The following is a 19,997-nucleotide window of genomic DNA, read 5'->3' on the forward strand; positions in this document are numbered from 1 at the left end:
CGATGAGCCCCCGGCAATCATTCCTGGCCATCGGGCTCATCGGCATCGCGACAATGTTGGCGGTGTTGCTCGGCTTGCTGATCGGTGCCAAGACGCTGTCGGCCGAGACCGCCATCCGCGTGCTCCTGGCGCCCGATGGCAAGATCGAATCCATTCTCGTCTGGACGCTGCGGCTGCCGCGCAGCCTGACGGCGGCTGCCGGCGGCGCGGGGCTTGCCGTTTCCGGCTATGTGCTGCAGACGCTGACGCGCAATCCGCTGGCCGATCCCGGCATCACCGGCGTCACATCGGGGGCGGTCGCGCCGATCGTCTGCTGTTTCGTCTTCCTGCCCTCGATATCGCCGGCCTATTATCCCTTCATCGGCCTTGCCGGCGGGCTTGCGGCAGCCTCGGTGACATTCTGGGTGTCGCATGGCGGGCAGGGGCGGCCGCTGCAGCTTGCGCTCGGCGGCGTCAGCGTCTCGCTCTTTCTGAGTGCGATCACCACCTATGTGCTGCTTTTGACCGGGCCGCAATCGGCATCGCTGCTCTTCTGGCTTGCCGGCGGCTTCCAGGGGCGCACCTGGTTGCATCTCTTCTACATGCTGCCCTGGACGATCGCCGGCGTCGCCGGCGCCCTGCTGCTGCGGCGCGTCATCGCCATGTTCATGCTGAGCGATCATGCGGCGGCTGGCATGGGCCTGCAGCTCGGCTTCTGGAAGCCGCTCATCCTCGTTCTCGCCGTCCTTCCGGTCGCCGGTGTCGCGCCGGTCGCCGGGCCGGTCGCCTTCGTGGGGCTGGCCGCTCCCCACATCGCCCGGCTGCTCAAGCCGCGCGGCACCGGGTGGGAGATTGGGCTCAGTGCTGCTCTCGGCGCGCTGATCGTCACCGTCGCCGACGTTTTGGCGCGCAGCATCGCCATCCCGCGTGAGCTGCCGGTCGGCATCGTCACCGCGCTGCTTGGCGGCCCCGTCTTTATCTATCTCGTCCAGCGCGGGCGGCTGAGCCTTGCGGGTGAGGCACGATGAGCGCCCCGGCCTCGACATCGGCCGTTTCGCCGGGCTTCGGCATGGCCGCCGCACTGGCCATCCTGACGGTCCTGTCGCTGGCGGCGGCGATCTTTCTCGGCGTTGCCGATATTCCGATGGCCGATGTCGCGGCCGTCTTGACCGGCGGTGGCTCGGCGGAGGCGCAGCTGATCATTCTCGATATCCGGCTGCCGCGCATCGCCACCGGCATTCTGGCCGGCATCCATTTTTCGCTAGCGGGATATCTGCTGCAGACCATCACCCGCAATCCGCTCGCCGATCCGTCGCTGATGGGCGTGTCGCAAGGGGCAACGCTGTCGGTGACGATTTTCCTGCTCTTCACGGTCTATATCTTCGAGCCGGGCTCGAACACGCTTGCCGAGCTGCCGGTCGCATGGCTGCCGGCGGCGGGGCTTGCCGGCGGCCTGATCGCCGGCGGCGTCATCTATCTCCTGGCTTTTCGCCTCGGCCTCAGCGCACTGCGCATCACGCTCTGCGGCGTGGCGGTCGGGGCGGTGCTGCATGCGGTGGCGATCGGCCTCATCGCCGGTTGGGGATCGGCCCGCATCGAGATCATCCTCGAATGGCTGTCGGGCAGCCTTTACGCCCGCAGCTGGGATCACGCGCTCTTCCTGCTGCCCTTCACCATCGTCGGGCTCGCCATGTTGCCGGTCATCTACCGGCCCTTGACGCTGCTGCAGTTCGATGCATCCGTCGCCCGCTCTTTCGGCCTCGGCTATAAGAGACAGTTCTCGGTCGTGCTGATCGTATCTTCTGCACTTGCGGCGAGTGCGGTCGGCGCGGTCGGCCCTGTCGTCTTCATCGGTCTCGTCGTGCCGCACCTCGCCCGTTTCCTGGCGGGACGGAATTTCATGCTGTCGCTGGTGCTGACGATCGTGCTCGGCGCCGTCATCGTCACGCTCGGCGATCTCATCGGCCGGCTGTTGGGCCAAGCCGAGGAAATCCCGATCGGCGTGGTCACGGCCGTCTTCGGCGTGCCGCTCCTGCTCGCGCTGCTGCGCAAAACCATGTGAGGCCGAAATGCCATTGTCCTGTTCCGACCTCTCGGTGATGTACGGCCAGCGAAAGGCCCTTAACGGCTTCAGCCTCTCGCTCGAAAAGGGCGAGATCCGCGCGCTGATCGGCCCGAACGGCTCGGGCAAGAGCACGGCGCTGCATGCGCTGGCAGGGCTGATCCGGCCGGCCGGGGGCCGAGCGTCGCTCGGCGGCGTTGCCGTCGCCTCCATGTCGCGCCGCATGCTGGCGAAGAGGCTTGCCTTCCTGCCGCAGCAGCCGACCGCGCCAGATGAAATGACCGTCGCCCAGCTCGTGCGCCAGGGCCGCTATCCGCATGTCGGCCTGTTCCGCTCCTATGACAGTCGCGACGAAGACGCGATCGAATGGGCGCTCGAAAGCACCGGCCTGTCGGGGCTTGCCGACCGCAGCCTTCGGGAACTGTCCGGCGGCGAGCGGCAAAGGGCCTGGATATCGGCCGCTCTCGCCCAGGAAGCGGAGATCCTGCTGCTCGACGAGCCGACCTCCTTCCTCGATATCGGCTATCAGGTCGAGGTGCTCGACCTCGTGCATCGGCTGAGCCGGGAAAAGGGCGTGACCGTCGTCATGGCGATCCACGACATCAACCAGGCCATCGCCGTCAGCGACCGCATCTCGCTGCTCGAAAAAGGCGAGCTCAGATTCGACGGCGCCCCTGGGGAGCTCGCCGAACGCGGGCTAATCCAGGAAATCTTCCGCGTCAGAGGCCGTTTCGTCCAGGTCGCGCCCGACAGCCCGCCGCATTTCGATGTCGAGCTGATGCGGCTTCAGCGAGCCGATACGGTCTAATGCCTGTCGCCCGGAAGTGTGCAGCGGTTCCGGGACAACGACATGCGTCAAAACAAAGAGCTAAAGCGCGTCGCATGAATCATATTTGACGCGACGCGCTTTAGCGCTTCACCAGCCTGAAGACGATCTTCGTCTGGGTGTAGTAATTCAGCGCATCGGCAAAATCAGGCGTCCAGCCGTCCGCGACGAAGGGAATGAAGCCGTCATATTCGAGCTTGCGGGCGGAGACGTCGAAGCCCGCCTTTTCGAAGGCGCGGCCGTAATCGGTGATCGACCGGTCCTGGACGACGGTGTTGGTGCGGTTGGCGACGAGCTCGCGCCATTTCGGCCAGAGCGGGTTATCCGTATGGCATCCGGTGACGGCATAATAGACGCCGCCGGATTTCAGCGCCCGCCAGATGTCGGCGGCGTGGGCGTCGATATCGGGAACGAGGTAGATGACCTCATGGCTGACGGCGAGATCGAATTCTTCGCTCCAGCCGTCGAGCCTGCCGCCGACCTGATGCTGGATCGGCAGATTGCCCTTCAGCGTCTCGGCCTTGGCGATCGAGGTTTCGGCGATATCGATGCCGAGCGCCTTGCGGAAGGGGCGGATCGCATAGAGATGGCGCAGCAGGCCGCCCTGATTGCAGCCGAAATCGAGCACGCTCTTGTCGGTCAGGTCGCGCTCGAGGATGAGGTCGATCAGGTGGCGCCAGATGGGCGCATGTCCATCGGCCATCCTGTCTTCGGCGTCGGGATCGATATACCACGTGCCGATGTTTTTCTGCGCGTCCTCAGCCATCCTCTTGCCCCTCGCATCATGCCGATCACGGTGACGGTCTTAGGATGTGGGGTCATGCTTGGCTAGATCAGGAGCCGGTTTTCGAGCGCCTTCCACAGCCTCCGAATATTTTGCAAAGAAAGTTTTGCAAAGATATGTTTGCGATTGTATGCTTGAGGTATGAAACATCCGCACCCTAAACCTGCCGCAGATGCCCGCACCGTCAGCCGGGTCGTGCCCGAACCGACCGCGCTGAAGGCGCTGGCCCATCCTGTCCGGCTGCGCATGCTCGGCATGCTCCGGATCGATGGGCCTGCCACGGCGACGCAGCTGGCCGCGCGGCTCGGCCTGAACAGCGGCGCGACGAGCTACCATCTGCGCCAGCTTGCCCAATACGGCTTCATCGAGGAGGCGCCGCATGCCTCGCGGCGCGACCGCTGGTGGCGCGCCAGCCACGAGCTGACCTCGGTGCCGGCGAGCGAAGCCGAAGGGGAGGCGCTCGATCTCGACATCGCCTTCAACCAGGCCGCACTCTCGCTGCAGGTCGGCCAGATGCAGCAGGCGTTGGAGGAATATGCCGAGCTGCCGGCCGAATGGCGCAAGGCGACGGCCGCCGACGACCTCATCATCCCGATGACGGCGGCGCAGGCCGAGGCGCTGACGAAACGGCTAAGGGATATCATCCTGGACGCAATGCAGGCGGCCCCTCGGCTGGGGGAGGCGGCGTCTCAAGAAGCGGGCATGGTTCCTTTCTATGTCATGCTGCACGCCTTTCCCTATCCGGGCCGCCTTCCGCATCGCGAAGGGGAGGACGCGCCGTGAGGAGGGGCGGGCCCCTCTTGGCGCTCGCCGCCGCCGAGACATTCTCGCTCTCCGGCACGCGGCTTTCGACCATCGCCATTCCCTGGCTGGTGCTGAGCACGACGGGCAGCCCCGTGCTGACGGGGCTGACGGCGATGATGGAGATGCTGCCCTATGTCGTCGCCAAGGCGCTCGGCGGACCGCTGATCGACCGCGTCGGCGCCAAGCGCATCGCCATCATCTCAGACACCGCTTCTGTATTCGTTGTCGCTCTGGTGCCGCTTCTCGATCTCTTCGGTCTGCTCGGCATGCCGGTGCTGCTGCCGCTCGTTTTTGCGATGGGCGTGCTGCGTGCCCCTTCCGATGCGGCCAAGCAGGCAATGGTTCCAGATATCGCCACGCTCGCCAATGTGCCGCTCGAAAGGGTGACCGGCGTTGCGAGCGCCATCGAGCGGCTGGCCTCGACGGCGGGGGCGGCCGGCGCCGGCGCGTTGATCGGGCTGATCGGCCCGGGCCAGGCGCTGCTCGTCAATGCCGCCACTTTCGCCGCCGCCGCGCTGATCGTCGCCGTGGGCATACCCGGGACGCGCCGCGCGCCCGCGCCCAAAACTCCACCGGCTGAACGGGCTTCTTATCTCGACGATCTCCGTGAGGGCTGGCGCTTTCTGCGCGGCGATGCCGTGCTCGTCAGCATCGTCGCCATGGTGGCGGTTACCAATCTCTTCGACCAGGCCTATCATGCCGTGCTGCTGCCGGTCTGGACACAAGATGCCGGCCATGGCCCGGAGCTGCTCGGGGCGATGTTTGCCGCCTTCGCCGGCGCCTCGATCGCGGGTGCTGCGATTGCTGCGGCGATCGGCGAGCGCATGCCGCGCCTGACGGTCTATACCGTGGCCTTCCTCCTGACCGGCTTTCCGCGCTTTCTCGTTCCCGCGCTGGATGCGCCCATCGGCCTTGTCTTTGCGACGCTCGCCATCGCAGGATTCGCGTCGGGCTTCCTCAACCCGATCCTGTCGGCAGTCATCTTCGAGCGCATCCCCAAGCCGCTGACCGGCCGGGTCACCGCATTGAACACCGCCCTCTGCTTCGCCCTCATCCCCTTCGGCGGCCTCGTCGGCGGCGCGCTGATCAGCACGCTCGGCCTTGCCGCCGCACTGTTCCTGATGGGGATTGCCTATCTCGCGACCACGCTTGCGCCGCTGGCACTGAAGAGTTTTCGCGGGTTTGACGGGGAGATCGCCGCGCTCACTGATGCCCGAGCTCCTTGGTCATCAGGTCGATGAAGCGGCGCACCCGCGGTTCCAGCAGGCGCTTGTCGGGATAGAGTGTGACGATCTTGGCGTCGTCGGTTTCGAGCTCCGGCAGCACCTGGCGGAGGCGGCCGGCGGCGAGATCGCTGGCGACCAGAAAGTCGGGGAGCAGAGCTATGCCGAGGCCCGCGACGGCGGCGTCGCGGATCGCCTCGTCGCTGTCGAGCCTCAGGCGGCTGCGGCCTTGCGCCTTGACCCAGGCTCCGCCTTCGCCGCGAAAGCGCCAGCCTTGCCGTTGATCGCGGCTGGAAAAGACCAGGCAATCGTGGGCGGCGAGATCGTCAATGTCGCGCGGTTCACCACGGTCGGCGAGATAGGATGGCGAGGCGCAGAGCCGCGGCCTGTCGGCGGCGATCACCCGCGAGACCAGCCGGGTGTCGGATGCCGACGGCGTCGTGCCGATCCGGATCGCCAGATCGAAACCTTCTTCGACGATGTCGGTCTTGCGATCGGTGAAGTTCACTTCGACCTGGATGTCGGGCCAGGCCAGAAGATATTTTTCGACGATGGGCAGCACGACGAGCCGCCCGAAGGCATCGGGAACGGTGAACCTGAGAACACCCCGCGGCGCGGCGCTCTGACCCGCCACGCTCGCCTCCGCCTCGTCGACCGAAGCGAGGACTTCTAGACCATGTTGATAGAATACCCGGCCTTCGTCGGTCAGGCTCAGCCTTCTCGTCGTGCGGTTGAGCAGGCGCGTGCCGAGGCGGTCTTCCAGGCGGATGACGGCCTTTCCCGCTGCCGATCGGGACAGGCCCATGGCCTGGCCGCCGGCGATGAAACTTCCGGCATCGACGACGGCCATGAAGATCAGGATATCGTTGAGGTTCGTACGCGGCATGGGGCAACTCGAGCGGTTCGGGCTACGGCCTTAATTCGGTCGTGCTGCGGCCGATTCAAGGTTCGCACCATCAACGTCCGGCGCGGCAGTAAGGTCCCGAGGCTTCGTTCACGCGGCGGTGGGATGGCAGATGCGCTCTCCTGAGCCGGGTCGTCGTGCCCAGGCGACGAGGAGAGGGCTTACCGTGGAATACCCCCTCTGCCCTGCCGGGCATCTCCCCCACAAGGAGGGAGATCGGCTGGGCGCGATGGTTTTCCCCAAATAACTGCCGCATAGTTCCTTCGCTACGGAAGAAAGGGACTGATGGTCCAACCTCTTGCCAATCTCCCTCCTTGTGGGGGAGATGCCCGGCAGGGCAGAGGGGGGCTGCCACGCGGCTGTCGTAAATTCCCTCACCGCCAGCCGAGCGCCGGCGCGACGTGGGTCAGGATCGCTTCGATGACATGGGCGTTGTAGGCAACGCCGAGCTGGTTGGGGACGGTGAGCAGCAGCGTGTCGGCTTCGGCGATCGCCTCGTCTTCGGCGAGCTGCTTGATCAGCAGATCGGGCTCGGCGGCGTAGCTGCGGCCGAAGATCGCCCGGGTCTTCTCGTCGATGAAGCCGATCTTGTCGCCTTCGTCGCCGCCATAGCCGAAATAGGCGCGGTCGCGCTCATCGACCAGCGCGAAGATGCTGCGGCTGACCGAGACGCGCGGCTGGCGGGCGTGGCCGGCGGCCTTCCAGGCCTCGCGGTAAGCGCGGATCTGATCTGCCTGCTGGACGTGGAACGGCTCTCCCGTCTCGTCATCCTTCAGCGTCGAGCTCTGCAGGTTCATGCCGAGCTTTGCCGCCCAGACGGCGGTGGCGTTGGAGCTGGCGCCCCACCAGATCCGCTCGCGCAGCCCCTCCGAATGCGGCTCGAGACGCAGGAGACCGGGCGGGTTCGGAAACATCGGCCGCGGGTTCGGCTTGGCGAAACCTTCGCCGCCCAGCACTTCAAGAAAGACCTCCGCGTGGCGCCGCGCCATCTCGGCCTCGTCCTGACCTTGCTGCGGGGCATAGCCGAAATGGCGCCAGCCATCGATCACCTGCTCGGGCGAGCCGCGGCTGATGCCGAGCTGCAGCCGGCCGCCGGCGATCAGATCGGCGGCACCCGCATCCTCGGCCATATAAAGCGGGTTCTCGTAGCGCATGTCGATGACGGCCGTGCCGATCTCGATCCGGCTGGTCTTAGCACCGACGGCGGCCAGCAGCGGGAAGGGCGAGGCCAGCTGCCGGGCGAAGTGGTGTACGCGAAAATAGGCGCCGTCGGCACCGAGCTCTTCAGCGGCGACGGCAAGATCGATCGACTGCAGCAGCGCGTCGCCCGCCGAGCGCGTCTGCGATTGCGGCGAGGGCGTCCAGTGCCCGAACGAAAGGAATCCGATCTTCTTCATGCTGATACTGCACCTTGATCCGTTGTGTCTGGGGTCGACAGGTCATGGCACAGTTTCGGGTTGCATGACAATCGGAACTGGGTGCGCGCATCGGCGCTGCCATATGCCTGTTGCCGAGCCTTCCCTCGGTCTCTCTCCGGTTCATCGTCGGGGCGTCATGCCGGGTGGCGAGCCCTACGGCTCGAAGACATCGACCGACCATAATACTCGAAAGGGCTATCGTATCCACTCATGCCGGCACTATGATTAAACGGGCTCAGCGGAGCAAGCTCCACCATCTTGCGTTCACGCCGGAGGTGCGAACTGTTCCGCCGGCAAACACCCGGTCGCGGGTCAGGCGTGAGACCTGCGACCGGGGCAACGCAGCTTCCTAAAGCGCCGCGGCGAAGGCCATCTTTCCGTTGTTCAGGAAACACGTCTTGTCGAACAGCTTCAGGTCAAGCGGGTTCGGCAGCCTGATGTCGGTGATATCGGGCAGGGACTTTTCAGTCGTCTCGAAGGATCGGTCGATCTGCGCGATGAAGACCATCATCAGGCCGCGTTGGCGCGCGAAAGCCTTCAGCGTTCTGACCTGGGCCGAGAGCTCCGGGTTTTCCCGCTTCTGGTCGAGCAGCTGGAGATAGTCGATGACGACGAGGGTGCCGCGGCGCGTGGAGGCCAGTTTTTCGGTCATGTAGTCGGCGCTGATGGCGTCGGAGCCGTCGAATTCGAACAGGTGATCGAACTGCGTGCGGTCGATGCCGATAGCACGAAGGCGGTCTTCGACATTCTCTCGCGTATACTCCAGCGAAAAGAATATGCCGGGATGGCCCGTCTTCATCGCCTCGACCGCGAGTTGGAGACCCATCAGGGTTTTGCCGTGGCCGGGCCGGGCACCGAGGAGCAGGAGGTCGCCGGGCTGCAAACGTGCAAACAGCTCGCCGGCGGGCGTAGTGTCGGATGCCTTTGCCGCCAGCAGGCTCCAGCGGCCATGGCCTTCGTCCTTGGCTATGCGGTCGAGCGCCTGATGCAGCGGTATGTCCTCGGCGCGCGACAACGCCTTGGCCTTACGCTTGAGGTGATAGATGGGTTGAGTGGTCTTCATGGATAAACCTCCTATTTGCGAGCGTCGTCCGCAATCCCTCCTTATGCCAGTGCTCGAACAGTCGGTTCGGTGTCAGGTAGCCCTGCATGACGTCTGCTTTCCCGATGGAGGGGGGAGGCGTGGGCTGCGCCGGAATCAGATCATAGCGCAGGTCCATTCGGTCGAAAATTGCCTGCGTCGCCTCGGAGCAAAAAATGCGTAACGCCCGCAAGCGGAAGCGGAGGGAATTACGGGAGTCGGTTTCTGCTCGCGTCGATCAGCTGCCGAGGATCAATAATAGGCGGATTTGAACGGGGCGATCGCCGCCCCCATGGCCGAGGCGTCGGTTGCGATTTCGGAAATGATCAGCTTCGGGCGGGGGCGAGCGACGCCGTAGCGGGGGCGGTCGAAGATCTCGGTGCGGTCGATCAGCATCTGCGCCAGCGCCGGCGGGATCTGGCCGCCGAAGACGATCCCCTGCGGATCGAAGATCGCCCAGATCGCGTTGATGAGCCGGCTGTAGGCCGGCGTCACCTCGTCCACCCATTCCGCAACACCCGGCCATTTCGCATCGAAATGCTTGCGCATGTAGGTGATCGAAGGAATGTCGAGACCGTTGCGGTTGAGATTTTCGATCAGGTATTGCAGGGCCGGCCGGCGCTTGTTTTCCTCGGCGTCGTACATGCCGGAGAATTCGCCGGCATTGCCGACGCCGCTATGCAGCAGTTCGCCATTGCTGACGAGGCCGCCGCCGAAGCCGTAATTGAAGCTGAGGTAGGCGAAGTGCCTGATGTAGCGGCCGGCGCCGAACATGGATTCGGCGACCGTTCCCGCCTTGGCGCCGTTGTGCACCCAGACCGGCTTGCCGAAGAATTCCGACAGCAGCGGCCCGAGCTCGATCAGCGACCATTCGTGCAGCGGCAGCGGTGCGTTGAAGCGGGTGCCGCTGACGTGGAAGCCGGCAATGGCAAAGCCGATGCCGAAGAAAGCTTCGTCGGAGAGGTCGTTTTCCCGCTGATGCTCGATCAGCTGCTCGCGCACGAGATCGAGCGATTGCGCCATCGAGCGTTCCCGCAGGGTGATGCTGCTTTCGGCGAGCACCCTGCCTGATATATCCATCAGGCAGATGCCGATGACATCGGTATTGACGGAGATGCCGCAGCTATAGGCGTAGCGGCCCTCGAGACGCAGCGTCGGGCTCGGCTGGCCGCGGCCGGCGCCCGGCTTCGGCGAGCCGAAGGAGACGATGCCACGCTCCTCCAGCTGGTCGATGATCCGGTAGACCGATTGCTGGGTGAGGTCGGTGTGGCCCGTGACTTCGGAGCGGGAGAGGCCGGGATTGCGCCAGATCAGCCGCAGGAGATCGCGTTCGTTGGGAGAAACGACCCCACCGCCTTCGCGCAGGAAGTGCGGGGCGATCAGCGGCTCCGGGAAATAGGTCATATCCAACACCTCGGTCGTCGATAATTACCTTATGCGTGTAGTAATAAGGTCCGTCGCCAGCGGTACATCCGTGATTGCAGCCTATAGCAATAGCCTGCTGTCGCGGCAAGCTAGCATCCGTCACCAAATTGTTACACACTATGTGTAATAATCCGCCATCACCAAAGGCGGGCTGTGAGCCGGTCGATCAAACAGGCGAGGGCAAGATGAAGATTTCCATTCTGGCGGCTGCGGCCGCGCTGACGGCGGGCGCATGTTCTGCGCAGGCCGCCAATATCGAATTCTGGTACGGCAATACCGGTGTCGTCGAAAAGGCGATCCAGGATCAGTGCGCTGCTTTCAATGCTGCGCAGTCCGAGCATCACATCACCTGCGTCGGACAGGGCAGCTACGAGGTGTCGATGCAGAAGGCGATCGCCGCCTTCCGCGCCAAGAACCATCCCGTCCTCATCCAGTTCTTCGACGCCGGCACGCTCGACCTGATGCTGTCGGACGCCGTCGTGCCGGTCCAGGAGGAGCTGCCCGACGTCAAGTGGGACAATTACATCACCGGCGCTCGTGCTTATTACGAAACCTCGGGCGGCAAGCTCTTCGCCCAGCCCTACAATGCCTCCACGCTGCTCTTCTACACCAACAAGACCGAGCTCGAAAAAGCGGGCATCACCAAGACCCCTGAGACGTGGGAAGAGATCATCGAGGCCGCACGCAAGCTGAAGGCTTCCGGCCATGCCTGCCCCTTCACCACCGATGGCGATACGTGGCGCGTGCTCGAACAATTCTCGGCCCGCCACGGCCTGCCGATCGCTTCCGAGCACAACGGCTATGACGGCCTCGATGCCGAATATGTCTTCAACACCACCTTCGCCGCCAAGCATCTGCAGAACCTTGTCGATTGGCGCAAGGAAGGGCTCGTGAAGCTCGGAAACGACACCAAGGCCGGCAATTTCACCGCCGCCTTCAATGCCGGCGAATGCGCGATGATGGAAAATTCCTCGGGCTCCTATACGGCCTCCGCCAAGGCCTTCGAAGGCAAGTACGAACTGACCGTCTCCCTGGCGCCGATGTATCAGGGCCACGAGCGTCACAACACCTTCGTCGGCGGCGCCTCGATCTATATGATGAAGGGTCATGACAAGGCAGAAATCGAAGGCGCCAAGGCCTTTCTCGATTTCCTGCGCCGTCCCCAGCAGCAGATGGCCTTTACCGCGGCCACCGGCTACGTGCCCGTCACCAATGACGTGATGGAGGCGATCGATAAGAGCGGCGAGGCCGGTTCGCCGAAATATGCGACGGCGGCTCTCGGCATCGGTTCGATGAACGAGCCGCGCACGCCGGATACGCGCGGCATCCGCCTCGGCTTCTACGTCCAATTCCGACAGATCTTCATGGAGGAGACCCAGAAGGCGTTTGCCGGGGAGAAGACCATGCAGGCAGCACTCGACAGCGCCAAGAAGCGCGGCGACGAACTGCTGCGCCGCTTCGAGCAGACCTACAAGGGCGTGAAGCTGCCCTGACCCCGGACACTCCTCCGTAAGGGACGCGCGGAGCCGCGCGCGCCCCTTACGGTTCTTTCCATGCAGGGCTCCTCCCATGACGTCGGAATCTTCGCTTTTCAGCCATCGCTGGCTGCCGCTTCTTCTGGTGGCGCCGTTCATGCTGCTGATCGTCTTGTTCTTCTATGCGCCGATCTTCCAAGCCTTTTACTGGTCGTTCTTTCTCGAGCGCCCCTTCGGCGGCGGCTCGATGTTCGTCGGCTGGGACAATTTCGCCCGTGTGCTCTCCGATCCGGAATTCTGGGAGGCCGGCTGGCGCACCATCGTCTTCATGGTCACCGGCTCCTCGCTGGCGGTGCTGATCCCGCTGATCCTGGCGGTCGCGGCCGATCGCAAGATCCGCCTCTCGCTGCCGGCTCGCAACGTGCTCGTCTGGCCGAAGGGCGTGGCGGGCGCCTCGATCGGCGTCGTCTTCGCCTTCCTTTTCAATCCTTTCGTCGGCGTGCTTGCGCCGCTCAACTCCATCTTTCCCGGCATCTGGGCACCTGGCATCGATGGCACGGACGCCTTCATCACGCTGATAGCAGCCCATGTCTGGGGCGGCATTCCGTTCAATTTCGTCATACTGCTCGCCGGGCTGCAATCGATCCCGCGCACCATGCACCAGGCGGCCGCCATGGATGGGGCAGGGCCGTGGCGGCGCATCCTCGACGTTCAGCTGCCGCTGATCGCGCCGCAGCTCTTCCTGACGCTGGTGCTGGAATTCACCGAAAGCGTCACCTCCGCCTTCGCCCTGATCGACACGATCACCAAGGGCGGGCCGGGCGGCTCGACGACGCTGCTCGTCTACAAGATCTATACCGACGGCTTTTCCGGCTACGACCTGTCCGGCGCCTCGACACAGACGGCGATCCTGATGGTCTTCATCGTCCTTCTCACCGCCGCCCAGTTCCTCTTCCTCGGCCGGCGCATCAATTACGAGCGGTGACCCATGATCGAAAACGCGCGTTCCCTCAACATCGCCGCCAGCCTCGTCCTCGTCGTCGGCATCCTCTATATTCTTGGGCCGCTCTACCTGACGCTCGCCACCGCCTCGCAATCCTATGAATATATGCTGCGCAACGGGCTGGCATGGATCCCTGGCGACCAGCTGTTCTCCAACATGGCGCGGGTTTTTTCCAAAACCCACATCCCGATCCAGATGCTGAACAGCCTGGCGGTCGCCCTCGGCGATGCGATCGCCACCTGCGTGCTGTCGTTTCTGTCGGCCTATGCCATCGTCTATTTCCGTGTCCGCTGGGCGGGCGTGGCTTTTGCGCTGATCCTCGCGACCATCATGCTGCCGATCGAAATTCGCGTCATCACCACCTATCAGGTGGCGTCGAACGTGTTTTCGCCGGTGAATGCCTTGCTCGACATGACCGGACTGAACGGGCTGATCGCCGATTATTTCGGCGCGCCCGTCAAGCTCGAGTGGAGCCTGCTGAACACGCATTTCGGCCTCATCGCGCCGCTTGTCGCCCACGGCACCGGCACCTTCCTGTTCCGCCAGTTCTTCCTCACCCTGCCGAGAGATCTGTTCAAGGCGGCGCGCATGGATGGGGCGGGGCCGATCCGTTTCCTGTTCGACATCCTGCTGCCGCTGTCGCGCACCAGCTTCGCCGCGCTCTTCGTGCTGACCTTCCTCAGCGGCTGGACGCAATATCTCTGGCCGCTCGTCGCCGCCTCGACATCGGACATGCAGACGGCCGTCGTCGGGCTGGCGCGGCTCGTTCCCGATGCCGATGGGACGGTGCCCGATTTCCCGATGATCATGGCCGCCACCATCGTCGTCTCAATCATCCCGCTGGCGATGATCGCGCTTCTGCAGCGCTATCTCGTCCAGGGCCTCGTTCTCACGGAGAAATAGCCATGAACGCGATCGACATGGCGATCCGCGCCGCTGCCGCCAACATCAAGCTGACAGGCGTCACCAAGGCCTATGATGCCCAGACCGTTGTCATCCCGCCGCTCGATGTCGAGCTCAGGGCCGGCGAATTCACCGTCGTTCTCGGCCCGTCCGGCTGCGGCAAGTCCACGCTCCTGCAGATGATCGCGGGGTTGGAGCGGGTGAGCGCCGGGCAGATCGCGATCGGCGGGCGCCAGGTGCAGGATCTGGAACCGAAACACCGCGGCTGCGCCATGGTGTTCCAGAACTATGCCCTCTATCCGCATATGAGCGTCTTCGACAACATCGCCTACAGCCTAAAGATTTCGGGCATGGCGAAGGCCGAGCGTATCGAGCGGGTCGGGGCGGTGGCGAAGATGCTCGGGCTTTCCGACTATCTCGCCCGCAAGCCGGCGCAATTGTCGGGCGGCCAGCGCCAGCGCGTCGCGATCGGCCGGGCCATCGTGCGCGAACCCGGCGTGCTGCTCTTCGACGAGCCGCTGTCCAACCTCGATGCGCAGCTGCGCCACGACATGCGCGTCGAGCTTGCCGAGCTCCACCGGCGCATCGGCGCCACCACCGTCTTCGTCACCCATGACCAGGTGGAGGCGATGACGCTTGCCGACCGCATCCTCATCCTCAATAAGGGTCGGATCGAGCAGTTCGACACGCCGAAGGCGATCTATCATCACCCGGCTTCCGTCTTCGTGGCGAAATTCATCGGCGCGCCGCCGATGAACATTCTGCCCGTCACCGGCGACGGCGCGGTGCTGAGACTCGCCGACGGACAGGCGGCCGTGCAATCGAAGCTCACCGGCGCCTATCAGCTCGGCATCCGGCCCGAGGATATCCTTTTCGGCGGCAGGGCGGACAGCCACGGGCTCACATCCGCCTTGCGTTTCCGCGAGGACCTCGGCTCACACGCGGTGCTCGCCGCCGAGCTTGCCGGCTCGACCGTCAGGATCGCCACACCCTTCGGGGCCGAGGTCGCCGACCATGCCCAGCTCTCTCTCCATTTCCCGGCCTCCCGCCTGCATCTCTTCGATGCGGCGAGCGGCAGGGCCATACCAGGCGCATTCGGCGCAAATTGAAGGAACGTCCATGAAATACATCGACCACATTGCCGACCCGTCGCGTCCCTGCGCCATCGTCGCCCATCGCGGCGCCTGGCATCATGCTCCCGAAAACAGCCTTGCGGCGATCGAGGCCGCCATTGCCGGCGGCTATGACATCGTCGAGGTGGATATCCGCCAGAGCGCCGACGGCATGCTGTTCATCCTGCATGACGATACGCTGGAGCGCATGGCCGGCATCGACCGCATTCCCGAGGAGATGACGATCGCCGAAATCACCAGCCTCAGGCTGCGCATGGCCGATGGCGGGCCGGACCAGCCGTTCACGACCGAGACCATTCCGACGCTGGAACAGGTGCTCGAAACCGCGCGCGGCCGCATCTTCGTCGATCTCGACCTCAAGGACCGCGAGATGTTCGGCATCGTCGCCGCCAAGGTCAAGGAAATGGGCATGGAAGACCAGGTCGATCTCAAGGCTGCCGCCGGCACGCCGGAGGCGCTCGCCTGGCTTTCCGCGCAAGGCGGCATCGACGGCATTCCCTTCATGGGCCAAGCTTTCTTCCGCGAGGGAAGCGCCGATCAGACGGCCGAGGCGATCCTTTCGATCAGGCCGTTCATGTGCGAGGCCAAATTCGACCGGTTGGAGACGCTGGCCGGGCAGCACCCGCGCCTGCGCGAGGCCGGCATCTCGCTCTGGGTCAACTCGCTCGATCCGGTCTCTTGTTGCGGCCTGACCGACAGCGCGGCCCTTGCCGATCCCGATGCGATCTGGGGCCGGATGATGGCATCCGGCATCAGCGTCATCCAGACCGACCAGCCGGCGGCGCTGAAGGCCTATATCGAGGCGCGCCAGAAGTGAGGGAGATTTCCGATGCGCTGCTCTTCGCGCTGATGGAGGATATGCGTGCGGCGGCGGGGGCGGAAATCCTGCCCCGCTTCCTCGGCGTCGCCGCCGAGGGCATCCGCACCAAAACCGCGCCCGATGATCTGGTGACCGATGCCGATCTCGGCGCCGAACGGTGGCTTGGCGAGGCGTTTTCGGCGCGGTTTCGAGAAGCGCTGCTCGTCGGCGAAGAGGCAGTCTCGGCTGATCCCGCGCTGTTGGCGCGGCTTGCCGATGCCGATCTCGCCGTCCTCATCGATCCTGTCGACGGTACCTGGAATTTCGCCCATGGGGTGTCGCTCTTCGGCATGATCGTGGCGATCGTCTCCGGCGGAGAGACCGTCGCCGGGCTGATCCATTACCCCGTCACCGGCGATTTCCTCGCCGCGCGGAAAGGCCTGGGCGCGTGGCACATCGCTCGCGACGGCGCGCGAACCCGCCTTGCCGTCGCGCCGCCGTCGCCCGTCGGGGAAATGCACGGCTTCGTGCCGCTGCACATGTTTCCCGCCGAAGACCGGCCGGCCTACGCCCGCCACCTGCTGCGCTTTGCCCGCACCACCACCTGGCGCTGCTCGGCCTATGAGTACCGGGCGGTGGCGACAGGGGCGATGAGCTTCTCCCTCAACGCCGAACTCAAACCCTGGGACCACGCCGCCGGCGTCCTGATCCACCGCGAAGCCGGCGGATATGGCGCGCTGCTGACCGGCGAAGCCTATCGGCCGGCGATGACGAAGGGCAGGTTGCTGCTGGCGCCGGATGCGGAGAGCTGGGAGGCGATCCGCAGGGTTTTGGCGGAGGGGTGAGCGGTCGGCGAGGGACACATGCGAGAGAGCCTTGTCCTGGCGGGTTACACCCTGTGGGTTGCTCGCACCTCAGGATAGGGTCATTGGAAAAACCGGCTCTCCGCGGTGCCTCGCGCGCGCCAATCATTCGCGCCATCCCGTCCGCCGACGCAATATTTGGACGAAAGCGCTGCTCACCCTCCCTCATCCCTGTGCTCGTCACAGGGATCCAGCGCGCCCAAGTCCTTGGGCGCGAGAGACTCTTTGAAAGGTAAGTAGGTCATTCACGGCGCGGACGCGCCGTGGCTGGCTTCCTGTGACATCCCTCGGGTCGAAGCCCGAGGACAGGAATGAGGAATGAGAGGTGGGCGGACACAGCAATGACGGAAGAGAGGTTGGCGGCCACGGGCAATGCAAAAACGCGATTGAAAGCCGGGCAGGACACTGTCATGACGTCTGCGTCTATCCCACAAAGGAGATCGAGCTTTGGGCGTTGAAATAGTGCGAGTTCCAAGCGATTGGCAACATCCGGTCGATGAGGACGGTGAATATGAGGTGGGAGCTCACCATCAGCCGTTATACGAGATGGAGGATCTCAGCAAAACCGCATTCCAGCTCTACGAAAATGTCAGCGAAGGCTCGCCGGTAAGTCCGGTCTTTGCCACACGCGATGCGCTCGCAGAGTGGCTTGCCCAGAACGGCTGGGCCGCAGAAGCTATCGATTTTCTCCTCGTGAACGGGCACGCACCGTCTGGGGTCACCCGCCTGTAAGCAGGCTGCCCATCGATCCTCCAAGCCGCCGCGCCATATCGCGACGCTGTTCATCACTGCTGTCCCATGCCTCGCCGGCCGGCCATGAGCCGCAGCCAGGGCGCCAGGTGAAAGCCGCTCATCAGCAGATACATCGGCACCATTCCGCCGATCGGGAAGGTCTCGGGCGCGGTCATGCAGATCATGTCGGGGCTGCCGGTCGCGGCCGTCAGCAGTGCCATGATTGCGAAGGTCGGCGCGGCAGCGAGCGACAGCCATTCGGCGGCGGGCAAGCTCCGGGCGGAATCGCCCGGTCTGCCGGCCGCTCCGTCGGCGGCGGCCGATACAGACAGCCATTCGGCTGTATTGAAGGCAGCTTCGCCGCCTTGGGCGGCGTGTTCGCTGCCGCTTTTCGAGCTGTCGCCAGAGAGCAGCATCACCGTCACTCCTTGCCGTAGCGGTCGTGGTGACGCCACCAGATGCCGGTTTCGTTGCGACCCTTCGGGGCGCGGTCGAGCCATTGGTACACGCCCCAGAGGCCATCCAATCCGCGCGCATAGCTGGAATAGCTGTGGTAGACGGCGCCGTCGATGAGCTCGAAGGCGCTGACGCCCGGCCGGTCGCGGACATAGGTGGGCACATCGGTACCGGTCATGGCGGCGATTTGCATGATCGGCTCGTCGCTGCCGCCTTGCTGCCATTCCTCAATGTTCCGGCTGGGCATCGGTTCGGGGGCGGGCGGTTCGCGGCGGTAATTATATTCCACGCCGCCCAGCCGCTGCTGCTCGTCGCTGAACCAGACGCCGAAATCGCTGTTGAAATCGCTGCCGCCGGAGGAGGCCCAGGGGAAGCGCCAGTCCATGCGCCGCCGGAACGCCAGAAGCTTTGCAAGCGGCGCACGCGAAACGGCCCAGAAGGCGACGTCGTGATTTTCGAGATGGACGAAGAAGCCGTTAAAGCCGTCGGCGATCGAGGAACAGGAGGGGCAGCCGGCGCTGTAATCCGGTCCGAACATGAAGTGGTAGACGAGAAGTTGCGAGCGCCCGCCGAAGAGATCCTTCAGCGAGGCATCGCCGCTTTCGGTGTCGAAGCGATATTTCTTGTCGATCCTGACGCGGGGCAATTGCTGGCGCTTCAGGGCCAGCGCGTCGCTTTGGCGGGTCAGTTCCTTCTCCTCCTCGAGCAGATCGAGCCTTGCTGTCAGCCACTGCTCGCGTGTTGCATTCAGCTGTGCCGTCATGGGTCTTCTCCTTTGCCTGTCTGTCGTCGTACCATCCGGCGCGGATTGTCTGCCGGTGCCGAGTAGATTACGGCCGGACAGGGGAATGGCGGGAGTGACAAGTGTGACGGGATTTGAATGGACTCGCTGATCACGGCCGCGGCGCTGGCGCTGGCATCGGGCGATGCACTCGGCGCACTGAAGCGGGTGGCGCTGCGCGACGACGCGCCGGCGCTGGCATTGCGTGGCATCGCCATGGCGCAGCTCGGCGATCTCGTCCGCGCCAAGGCGCTCTTGAAGAATGCGGCGCGCGCCTTCGGTCCGCGGGAGGCTGTGGCGCGGGCGCGCTGCGTGGTCGCCGAGGCCGAGATCGCGCTTGTCTCGCGCGATCTCACCTGGCCGGTCAAGGCGCTGGACGCGGCGCGCAAGGTGCTGGAAGCGCATGGCGACAGGGTCAACGCCGCCCATGCGGGCAATGTCGCCATCCGCAGGCTGGTGCTGATCGGCCGCCTCGACGAAGCCGAACGCGCGCTCGCAGCGCTCGATCCGACGCCGCTGCCGCCGGCTTTGCGGGCCGCCCACGAGCTGCTGGTATCAGGCATTGCCGTCCGGCGTCTGCGAACCGAGGCGGCACGATCTGCCTTCGACCGGGCGAGGCTTGCCGCGCGCACGGCCGATATCCCCGCTTTGACGCGGGAGGTCGAAGCTGCCGCGCTGGTGCTCGCCACCCCGGCGGCACGGCTGGTGTCGCGCGGGCAGGAGCGTCCGCTGCGGCTTGCGGAGGTGGAAGCCCTGCTTTCCTCCCGCACGCTCGTCGTCGATGCCTGCCGTCATGTGGTGTGGAGCGCGGGCAATGCCGTTTCGCTGGCGACGCGGCCGGTGCTGTTTGCGCTCGCCCGTACGCTCGCCGAAGCCTGGCCGGCGGATGTGGCAAGGGGTACGCTCATCGCATGCGCCTTTCGTGGCAAACATGCCGATGAATCACATCGCGCTCGGTTGCGCGTCGAGATTGGCCGGCTGCGTGCAGCACTTGCCGGACTGGCGGAGGTCTCGGCGACGAAGCGCGGTTTTGCGCTTTCGCCACGCGTCGCCGGCGATATCGCCGTGCTGGCGCCGCTGGTCGAAGGTCAACATGGCGCCGTGCTCGCATTCCTGGCCGATGGCGAGGCGTGGTCGAGCTCGGCCCTGGCGATCGCGCTTGCGGCCAGCCCCCGCACCGTGCAGCGTGCGCTGGATGCCCTTGCCGGCGAAGGCAAGGTGCAGTCGCTCGGGCGCGGTCGTGCACGGCGCTGGATGAGCCCGCCGCTGCCGGGTTTCCCGACGATCTTGTTACTCCCCGGACCGCTGCCGAGCGATTAGGATGAGCCGAACTGGAGGGAAGGAAG

The 19,997-nt window shown here is 64.8% G+C and carries 20 protein-coding genes; 13 read left to right on the plus strand and 7 right to left on the minus strand.

The annotated features are described in order from the left end of the window. The first annotated feature begins 2 nt into the window (after positions 1 to 2). Genes CO671_RS26395 through CO671_RS26405 form a run of 3 tightly spaced genes read left to right on the plus strand, consistent with a single transcriptional unit; the run spans position 3 to position 2,849 of the window. Positions 3 to 1,007: an iron ABC transporter permease gene (locus CO671_RS26395; protein ID WP_097608398.1), complete on the plus strand. Its 1,005-nt coding sequence runs from the start codon at positions 3 to 5 to the stop codon at positions 1,005 to 1,007. Positions 1,008 to 1,048: 41 nt separating this feature from the next. Then, on the plus strand, positions 1,049 to 2,041 hold the full coding sequence (locus CO671_RS26400; protein ID WP_097608438.1) for an iron ABC transporter permease: 993 nt from the start codon (positions 1,049 to 1,051) through the stop codon (positions 2,039 to 2,041). Between the two features lie 7 nt (positions 2,042 to 2,048). Continuing rightward, on the plus strand, positions 2,049 to 2,849 hold the full coding sequence (locus CO671_RS26405) for an ABC transporter ATP-binding protein (RefSeq protein WP_097608399.1): 801 nt from the start codon (positions 2,049 to 2,051) through the stop codon (positions 2,847 to 2,849). A 100-nt stretch (positions 2,850 to 2,949) separates the two neighbouring features. On the opposite strand, the gene CO671_RS26410 is transcribed toward CO671_RS26405, so the two are convergent. After that, the gene (locus CO671_RS26410; protein ID WP_097608400.1) at positions 2,950 to 3,633 is read right to left on the minus strand and encodes a class I SAM-dependent methyltransferase; all 684 of its coding nucleotides are present in this window, start codon (positions 3,631 to 3,633) and stop codon (positions 2,950 to 2,952) included. Positions 3,634 to 3,792: 159 nt separating this feature from the next. Between CO671_RS26410 and CO671_RS26415 the strand changes: the two genes are divergently transcribed. Next, positions 3,793 to 4,434 (plus strand): helix-turn-helix domain-containing protein, encoded by a 642-nt coding sequence (locus CO671_RS26415; RefSeq protein ID WP_097608401.1) that lies wholly within the window; start codon positions 3,793 to 3,795, stop codon positions 4,432 to 4,434. Next, complete coding sequence (locus tag CO671_RS26420) at positions 4,431 to 5,696, plus strand: MFS transporter (protein WP_097608402.1); 1,266 nt, start codon at positions 4,431 to 4,433, stop codon at positions 5,694 to 5,696. Before CO671_RS26415 ends, CO671_RS26420 begins: the two co-directional genes overlap by 4 nt. Here CO671_RS26420 and CO671_RS26425 read toward each other — a convergent pair. From CO671_RS26425 to CO671_RS26445, 4 genes are all read right to left on the minus strand, one after another. Next, positions 5,659 to 6,564: a LysR family transcriptional regulator gene (locus CO671_RS26425; protein WP_097608403.1), complete on the minus strand. Its 906-nt coding sequence runs from the start codon at positions 6,562 to 6,564 to the stop codon at positions 5,659 to 5,661. The genes CO671_RS26420 and CO671_RS26425 overlap by 38 nt on opposite strands. A 392-nt stretch (positions 6,565 to 6,956) precedes the next feature. After that, positions 6,957 to 7,979, minus strand: coding sequence for an LLM class flavin-dependent oxidoreductase (locus CO671_RS26435; RefSeq protein WP_097608404.1), 1,023 nt, complete (start codon positions 7,977 to 7,979; stop codon positions 6,957 to 6,959). Between the two features lie 370 nt (positions 7,980 to 8,349). Next, positions 8,350 to 9,063 (minus strand): DNA helicase, encoded by a 714-nt coding sequence (locus tag CO671_RS26440; protein WP_097608405.1) that lies wholly within the window; start codon positions 9,061 to 9,063, stop codon positions 8,350 to 8,352. 270 nt (positions 9,064 to 9,333) lie between these two features. Then, positions 9,334 to 10,485 carry an ROK family transcriptional regulator gene (locus CO671_RS26445; protein WP_097608406.1) on the minus strand — a complete coding sequence of 384 codons (1,152 nt, stop codon included), beginning with the start codon at positions 10,483 to 10,485 and terminating at the stop codon, positions 9,334 to 9,336. A gap of 206 nt (positions 10,486 to 10,691) precedes the next feature. On the opposite strand from CO671_RS26445, the gene CO671_RS26450 reads away from it, so the two are divergent. The 7 genes from CO671_RS26450 (at position 10,692) to CO671_RS26480 (ending at position 17,414) form a co-directional block, all read left to right on the plus strand. After that, a complete protein-coding gene (locus CO671_RS26450) occupies positions 10,692 to 11,999 on the plus strand; it encodes an extracellular solute-binding protein (RefSeq protein WP_097608407.1) in 1,308 nt (435 codons plus the stop codon). A gap of 76 nt (positions 12,000 to 12,075) precedes the next feature. Then, positions 12,076 to 12,966 (plus strand): sugar ABC transporter permease, encoded by an 891-nt coding sequence (locus tag CO671_RS26455; RefSeq protein WP_010031725.1) that lies wholly within the window; start codon positions 12,076 to 12,078, stop codon positions 12,964 to 12,966. 3 nt (positions 12,967 to 12,969) lie between these two features. Further along, on the plus strand, positions 12,970 to 13,887 hold the full coding sequence (locus tag CO671_RS26460; RefSeq protein WP_097608408.1) for an ABC transporter permease subunit: 918 nt from the start codon (positions 12,970 to 12,972) through the stop codon (positions 13,885 to 13,887). Positions 13,888 to 13,889: 2 nt separating this feature from the next. Continuing rightward, positions 13,890 to 14,996 (plus strand): sn-glycerol-3-phosphate ABC transporter ATP-binding protein UgpC, encoded by a 1,107-nt coding sequence (ugpC, locus tag CO671_RS26465; protein ID WP_097608409.1) that lies wholly within the window; start codon positions 13,890 to 13,892, stop codon positions 14,994 to 14,996. 10 nt (positions 14,997 to 15,006) lie between these two features. Further along, complete coding sequence (locus CO671_RS26470; protein ID WP_097608410.1) at positions 15,007 to 15,837, plus strand: glycerophosphodiester phosphodiesterase family protein; 831 nt, start codon at positions 15,007 to 15,009, stop codon at positions 15,835 to 15,837. Next, positions 15,834 to 16,664, plus strand: a complete 831-nt coding sequence (locus CO671_RS26475; protein WP_097608411.1) for an inositol monophosphatase — start codon at positions 15,834 to 15,836, stop codon at positions 16,662 to 16,664. Before CO671_RS26470 ends, CO671_RS26475 begins: the two co-directional genes overlap by 4 nt. A 465-nt stretch (positions 16,665 to 17,129) precedes the next feature. After that, the gene (locus tag CO671_RS26480) at positions 17,130 to 17,414 is read left to right on the plus strand and encodes a hypothetical protein (protein WP_141514495.1); all 285 of its coding nucleotides are present in this window, start codon (positions 17,130 to 17,132) and stop codon (positions 17,412 to 17,414) included. A 53-nt stretch (positions 17,415 to 17,467) separates the two neighbouring features. Here CO671_RS26480 and CO671_RS26485 read toward each other — a convergent pair whose 3' ends face one another. Together CO671_RS26485 and CO671_RS26490 are read right to left on the minus strand one after the other, a co-directional pair. Further along, positions 17,468 to 17,830 carry a hypothetical protein gene (locus CO671_RS26485; protein WP_097608413.1) on the minus strand — a complete coding sequence of 121 codons (363 nt, stop codon included), beginning with the start codon at positions 17,828 to 17,830 and terminating at the stop codon, positions 17,468 to 17,470. Positions 17,831 to 17,835: 5 nt separating this feature from the next. Continuing rightward, positions 17,836 to 18,633: a DUF899 family protein gene (locus CO671_RS26490; RefSeq protein ID WP_097608414.1), complete on the minus strand. Its 798-nt coding sequence runs from the start codon at positions 18,631 to 18,633 to the stop codon at positions 17,836 to 17,838. 117 nt (positions 18,634 to 18,750) lie between these two features. Between CO671_RS26490 and CO671_RS26495 the strand changes: the two genes are divergently transcribed. Beyond that, positions 18,751 to 19,971, plus strand: a complete 1,221-nt coding sequence (locus tag CO671_RS26495; protein ID WP_097608415.1) for a helix-turn-helix domain-containing protein — start codon at positions 18,751 to 18,753, stop codon at positions 19,969 to 19,971. Positions 19,972 to 19,997 lie beyond the last annotated feature (26 nt).

This window comes from Rhizobium sp. M10 (genome assembly GCF_002531955.1).
Taxonomy (GTDB): Bacteria; Pseudomonadota; Alphaproteobacteria; order Rhizobiales; family Rhizobiaceae; genus Rhizobium; species Rhizobium etli_C.

Excerpts from the sequence above, each read along its gene's own strand:
- CO671_RS26395 (WP_097608398.1), top strand. The coding sequence starts at position 3 with ATGAGCCCCCGGCAATCATTCCTGGCCATCGGGCTCATCGGCATCGCG.
- CO671_RS26400 (WP_097608438.1), top strand. The coding sequence starts at position 1,049 with ATGGCCGCCGCACTGGCCATCCTGACGGTCCTGTCGCTGGCGGCGGCG.
- CO671_RS26405 (WP_097608399.1), top strand. The coding sequence starts at position 2,049 with ATGCCATTGTCCTGTTCCGACCTCTCGGTGATGTACGGCCAGCGAAAG.
- CO671_RS26410 (WP_097608400.1), bottom strand. The coding sequence starts at position 3,633 with ATGGCTGAGGACGCGCAGAAAAACATCGGCACGTGGTATATCGATCCC.
- CO671_RS26415 (WP_097608401.1), top strand. The coding sequence starts at position 3,793 with ATGAAACATCCGCACCCTAAACCTGCCGCAGATGCCCGCACCGTCAGC.
- CO671_RS26425 (WP_097608403.1), bottom strand. The coding sequence starts at position 6,564 with ATGCCGCGTACGAACCTCAACGATATCCTGATCTTCATGGCCGTCGTC.
- CO671_RS26435 (WP_097608404.1), bottom strand. The coding sequence starts at position 7,979 with ATGAAGAAGATCGGATTCCTTTCGTTCGGGCACTGGACGCCCTCGCCG.
- CO671_RS26440 (WP_097608405.1), bottom strand. The coding sequence starts at position 9,063 with ATGAAGACCACTCAACCCATCTATCACCTCAAGCGTAAGGCCAAGGCG.
- CO671_RS26445 (WP_097608406.1), bottom strand. The coding sequence starts at position 10,485 with ATGACCTATTTCCCGGAGCCGCTGATCGCCCCGCACTTCCTGCGCGAA.
- CO671_RS26450 (WP_097608407.1), top strand. The coding sequence starts at position 10,692 with ATGAAGATTTCCATTCTGGCGGCTGCGGCCGCGCTGACGGCGGGCGCA.
- CO671_RS26455 (WP_010031725.1), top strand. The coding sequence starts at position 12,076 with ATGACGTCGGAATCTTCGCTTTTCAGCCATCGCTGGCTGCCGCTTCTT.
- CO671_RS26460 (WP_097608408.1), top strand. The coding sequence starts at position 12,970 with ATGATCGAAAACGCGCGTTCCCTCAACATCGCCGCCAGCCTCGTCCTC.
- ugpC (WP_097608409.1), top strand. The coding sequence starts at position 13,890 with ATGAACGCGATCGACATGGCGATCCGCGCCGCTGCCGCCAACATCAAG.
- CO671_RS26470 (WP_097608410.1), top strand. The coding sequence starts at position 15,007 with ATGAAATACATCGACCACATTGCCGACCCGTCGCGTCCCTGCGCCATC.
- CO671_RS26485 (WP_097608413.1), bottom strand. The coding sequence starts at position 17,830 with ATGCTGCTCTCTGGCGACAGCTCGAAAAGCGGCAGCGAACACGCCGCC.
- CO671_RS26490 (WP_097608414.1), bottom strand. The coding sequence starts at position 18,633 with ATGACGGCACAGCTGAATGCAACACGCGAGCAGTGGCTGACAGCAAGG.
- CO671_RS26495 (WP_097608415.1), top strand. The coding sequence starts at position 18,751 with ATGGACTCGCTGATCACGGCCGCGGCGCTGGCGCTGGCATCGGGCGAT.